Origin of the sequence: uncultured Acetatifactor sp., from assembly GCF_948601915.1 — a bacterium.
Taxonomy (GTDB): Bacteria; Bacillota; Clostridia; order Lachnospirales; family Lachnospiraceae; genus Acetatifactor.
The window spans coordinates 1-4,783 of sequence record NZ_CAPDXS010000232.1 but is presented as its reverse complement, the minus strand read 5'-3'; the positions used below and the strand labels follow the sequence as shown (position 1 = coordinate 4,783).

Sequence of the window (4,783 nt, the reverse complement as noted above, 5' to 3'; positions counted from 1 at the left end):
CGGACTTTCACAGATTCGACATATTTTTATGTTATGATAAATCCTGGCAGGAGAACTGCAAAATGACGGTGAGAAAGGTCGTGGGGAAATGGAGCGTTTGAAGATACTGGTGGTGGACGATGAGAGCAGGATGCGCAAGCTGGTGAAGGACTTCCTGGCTAAGAGCGGCTATGACGTCATCGAAGCCGGGGACGGAGAGGCGGCGCTGGACATTTTCTTCAAGGAGAAGGACATCGCCCTGATCGTCCTGGACGTCATGATGCCGAAGATGGACGGCTGGCAGGTGTGCAGGGAAGTCCGCGCCTATTCCAAGGTGCCCATCATCATGCTGACGGCCAGGGCGGACGAGCAGGACGAGCTCCAGGGCTTCCAGCTGGGGGTGGACGAATATGTGACCAAGCCCTTCAGCCCGAAGATACTGGTGGCCAGGATAGAGGCGATCCTGCGCCGCACCAACCAGACGGCCAATGAGGAGATCGTGAGCTGCGGCGGCATCCTGATGGACAAGGCCGCCCATCAGGTGACCATAGACGGCAGGCCGGTGGACTTAAGCTTCAAGGAATTCGAGCTTCTGGCCTATTTCCTGGAGAACCGGGGAATCGCCCTCTCCAGGGAGCGGATACTGAACAATGTATGGAACTATGACTATTTCGGGGACGCCCGCACCATCGACACCCATGTGAAGAAGCTCCGCAGCAAGATGGGGGAGAAGGGCGATCTGATCAAGACCATTTGGGGCATGGGCTATAAACTGGAAGAGGACAAGCAATGACACATTCCATCAGGCGGCAGCTGGCGCTGATCTTCATCGGGCTGATGGCGGGCACTATCTTTTTGTGCTGGCTGATGAACAATCTGTTTCTGGGGCAGTATTATATCAGGAGCAGGACGGAAGTCATCTACGAGGCATACCATAAAATCCAGCAGGCAGCCAACAGCGATACCTACAGCACGGAGGCCTTCCGCAAGGAGCTGAACGATGTCTGCGGCATATACAATATCACGGTCTATGTGATGGATGCCAATTCCCGGCTGAAGTATGCCTCAATCAACGGCGGAGAAGAGCTTGAGAAACGGCTGACCGCATATATCTTCGGCTTTTTCACCGATGAGGTGGAGATAATCGAAGAAGGGGACGGCTATGTGGTACAGCAGCTGCACACAGAAGGAAAGGACTTCCTGGAAATGTACGGCAGACTGAGCACAGGCATATCCTTTATCATGCACACGCCGCTTGAGAGCATACGGGAGAGCGCGAAGATCGCCAACCGGTTCCTGGCCTATATGGGCATGGTGGCCACGCTGGCAGGGGGCGTCATCATCTGGTTCGTCTCCACGAAGATCACGAAGCCGATCCTGGAGCTGAACCGCATATCGGAGAAAATGGTGCACCTTGATTTCGAGGCAAAGTATGAGGGCGGGGCCAGCAACGAGATAGGGCTGTTGGGAGAGAACATCAACAAGCTTTCCGCCTCCCTGGAACGCTCCATTTCGGAACTGAAGACAGCCAACAATGAGCTCCAGAAGGACATCGAGAGGAAGGAGCAGATAGACGCCATGCGCCGGGAGTTCCTGGCCAATGTCTCCCATGAGCTGAAGACGCCCATCGCGCTGATACAGGGCTATGCGGAAGGATTGTCCGAGGGAGTCAACGACGATCCGGAGAGCCGCAGCTTCTACTGCGAGGTCATCGTGGACGAGGCCTCCAGGATGAACAATATGGTAAAGAAGCTGCTGACCCTGAACCAACTGGAGTTCGGCAACGACGTGGTGGCCATGGAGCGTTTCGACGTGGCCGCTCTGGTGAAGAATTATGTACAGTCCGCCGGAATCCTCACCAGACAGAATGAGATAACGGTGCGCATGGAGGAATACGGGCCCGTCTACGCATGGGGCGATGTGTACAAGACCGAGGAAGTCTTCATGAACTATTTTTCCAATGCGGTGAACCATTGCCGGGCAGTGGCGGGGAACAGCGATAAATTGATCGTCGTCTCTCTGGAGCAGCGGGAGGGCAAGGTGCGGATAGGCGTGTTCAACACGGGACAGCCCATCCCCGAGGAATCCGTCCCCCATCTCTGGGAGAAATTCTACAAGGTGGACAAGGCCAGGACCAGGGAGTACGGAGGCAGCGGCGTAGGCCTGTCCATCGTGAAGGCAATCATGGAATCCATGAACCAGAAATACGGTGTAGAGAACTATAATAATGGTGTGCTTTTCTGGTTTGAGCTGGACGGAAACGAGCGGAGCTAAGGTCTGAAAAGGCAGGCTTTCCGGGTGGCTGCACTTTACGGCGCGGAGCGTGCGGAGAGGGAGGGATATACGAATATGGAAGAAATCAATTATACCAAGGTATTGCTGGTAGGCCTGGATACAGGGAAGGAGCAGGACTTCGACCATTCCATGGAAGAGCTGAAGAGCCTGGCGGAGGCGGCATATAAGCAGGTGCTGGGAATCATCGTCCAGCGCATGCCGGCCGTGAACAAGGCCTTTTACATCGGCACCGGCAAGGTGGAGGAGGTGCGGGAATATGCAGGGCAGTGCGAGGCCGAAGAGGTGGTCTTCGACAATGCCCTTTCCCCCTCCCAGGTGCGCAACCTTGGCCGGGAGCTGGGGCTGCCTGTGCTGGACAGGACCAACCTGATCCTGGACATCTTCGCCATCCGGGCCCAGACCAAGGAGGCGAAGCTCCAGGTGGAGACCGCCAGGCTCCAGTACTTCCTGCCCAGGCTGGTGGGGATGCGGGAAAATCTGAGCAGACAGGGGGGCACCACAGGGGGCTCCTTGAGCAACAGGGGAGCCGGTGAGACCAAGCTGGAGCTGGACAGGCGGAAAATCGAGCACCGGATCAGCGAGCTGCGGAAAGACCTGGACGAGATAGCCGGAGCCAGACAGACCATGCGCAAGAAGCGCAGCCAGTCGCCCATCCCCAAGGTGGCGCTGGTGGGCTATACGAATGCCGGCAAATCCACGATCATGAACCGCATGGTGGATCTGTACGGGGACAATACGGAAAACGGATATGCCGAGAAAAAGACAGTGCTGGAGAAGGACATGCTCTTTGCCACTCTGGACACCAATGTGCGCTGCATCAATCCCAGAAAGGACGAGAACATCCCCTTTTTCCTGTCGGATACGGTGGGCTTCATCGATAAGCTGCCCCATGGGCTGGTGAAGGCGTTCCGTTCCACCCTGGAGGAGGTGAAGTACGCCGACCTGCTGATTCAGGTGGTGGATTTCTCCGACGAGCATTACAGGCAGCACATGGAGGTGACTGCGGAGACCTTGAAGGAGCTGGAGGCAGGGGACATCCCCCAGATCGTGGTCTATAACAAAGCCGACAAGTGCGGCATGCCGGAGCTCCCCAGGGTGAACGGCGGGCAGATCCATATGGCGGCATCCCTGGGCTGCGGCATGGAGGAGCTGGTGGAGATGATCAAGGAATGCGTCTATGCGGACAGGGTGGAGGCAGCCTTCCTCCTACCCTATGACAAAGGGGGCATCGTTTCCTATTTCATGGAAAACGCCACTGTGCTGGAGCAGGAGTACAGGGAGGACGGCGTATGGATCAGGGTGAGCTGCCGCAAGAGCGATGCGGATAAATATTCCATATACCAAAAAAGCGCCTGACAATATTTTTGTCTTGTCGTGGGAAGAGATATGTTGTATGATGAAATAGAGAACCGGAGGCGGAGGCGCAATCCGGATTAGGGTGAGGAAGAGACAGGATGAAGCATAAGAAGAGCGTGATGACAGTATTGATTCTGGCAATGTTGGGACTGAGCGGGTGCGCGGAGAACCAGATTCCGGACGTGAGCGAGGAAGAGATGCGCGCCATAGGGGAGTATGTGGCCTATACGATGGTGAAATATGACGTGGGACATGGCAGCAGGCTCATGGATCTGCCGCCGGTGGAGGAGATGGATGAGCAGGCGCCCGTTCCGACGCGCTCCCCGGAAGAGACAGTAGGCATGGATCCGGTGGACGATACGCCTGTAGTGGATGCCTCGGGAGAGGTAGTTACGGATGAAGGGCAGTCCATAGAGGAACCCTCATACAGCGCGGAAGAGGTGATGGGGCTTCCGGAGGGGGTCGCCCTGAGCTTCGCGGGGCAGGAGATCTGCGACAGCTATCCGGCCGACAGCGACTATTTTGCCGTCACGGCTACGGAGGGGAAAAAGCTGCTGGTGCTCAAGTTCTCCCTCACGAATACCCTGGAGCAGGAGACGAGTGTGGATCTGCTTTCCTCCCAGACGGCATACAGGATTTCGGTGGACGGAGGACGGGCCGGGAGGGCGCTTTCGACGATGCTGCCCAATGACATGGCCTTCTATGCGGACACCCTGCCGGCGGGAGCCAGCGCTGAGGCGGTACTGATAGTCATGGTGGACGCTGATACGGCGGAATCGATTTCCTCCGTGACGCTTCACTTAAAAAATGAATCAAAATCTCACACAATTCAGTTGACAAGCGGTGAGTGACAGTTGGCAGGAACGTCTGGAAACAGGCGTTTTTGCTTTATAAAAATAAATTGTTGAAAAAAGTAAAAAAAAGGAAAAATTATTGTTGACAAGTGGCGGGGAAGGTGGTATAGTATATTTCGTTGCCGGACAGAAAGGCAGCAGCCAATCTGAAAGATTGGAAAAAGAAAAAAGTTTTAAAAAAGTTGTTGACAAAAGCGGAAGGCTGTGATATCCTATCAAAGTTGCCGCTGATGAAGACGGCAAGGCACCTTGACAAATGAACAGCAATGCGACCCTGAATATTCCAATCCAAAAGGGCG

At 55.3% G+C, this 4,783-nt stretch carries 5 protein-coding genes; 4 read left to right on the top strand and 1 reads right to left on the bottom strand.

Annotated features, from left to right (window positions below):
- Window positions 1–88: 88 nt before the first annotated feature.
- The 4 genes from Q2B33_RS23275 to Q2B33_RS23260 all read left to right on the top strand — a co-directional run bounded on the left by Q2B33_RS23275 (window position 89) and on the right by Q2B33_RS23260 (window position 4,481).
- Entirely contained in the window at window positions 89–772 is a 684-nt protein-coding gene (locus tag Q2B33_RS23275; RefSeq protein WP_300570715.1) for a response regulator transcription factor, read from the top strand.
- Window positions 769–2,253, top strand: coding sequence for a cell wall metabolism sensor histidine kinase WalK (locus Q2B33_RS23270; RefSeq protein WP_300570712.1), 1,485 nt, complete (start codon window positions 769–771; stop codon window positions 2,251–2,253). The genes Q2B33_RS23275 and Q2B33_RS23270 overlap by 4 nt, the downstream gene beginning before the upstream one ends.
- A gap of 24 nt (window positions 2,254–2,277) precedes the next feature.
- A complete protein-coding gene (hflX, locus tag Q2B33_RS23265; RefSeq protein WP_330684857.1) occupies window positions 2,278–3,630 on the top strand; it encodes a GTPase HflX in 1,353 nt (450 codons plus the stop codon).
- A 98-nt stretch (window positions 3,631–3,728) separates the two neighbouring features.
- A complete protein-coding gene (locus tag Q2B33_RS23260; RefSeq protein WP_300570709.1) occupies window positions 3,729–4,481 on the top strand; it encodes a hypothetical protein in 753 nt (250 codons plus the stop codon).
- 79 nt (window positions 4,482–4,560) lie between these two features.
- Here Q2B33_RS23260 and Q2B33_RS23255 read toward each other — a convergent pair.
- Window positions 4,561–4,783: hypothetical protein (locus tag Q2B33_RS23255; protein ID WP_300785122.1), on the bottom strand; the 223-nt coding region annotated here is incomplete at its 5' end.

Coding starts and splice junctions, on each gene's coding strand:
- Q2B33_RS23270 (WP_300570712.1), top strand. CDS start 769: ATGACACATTCCATCAGGCGGCAGCTGGCGCTGATCTTCATCGGGCTG.
- Q2B33_RS23260 (WP_300570709.1), top strand. CDS start 3,729: ATGAAGCATAAGAAGAGCGTGATGACAGTATTGATTCTGGCAATGTTG.
- Q2B33_RS23275 (WP_300570715.1), top strand. CDS start 89: ATGGAGCGTTTGAAGATACTGGTGGTGGACGATGAGAGCAGGATGCGC.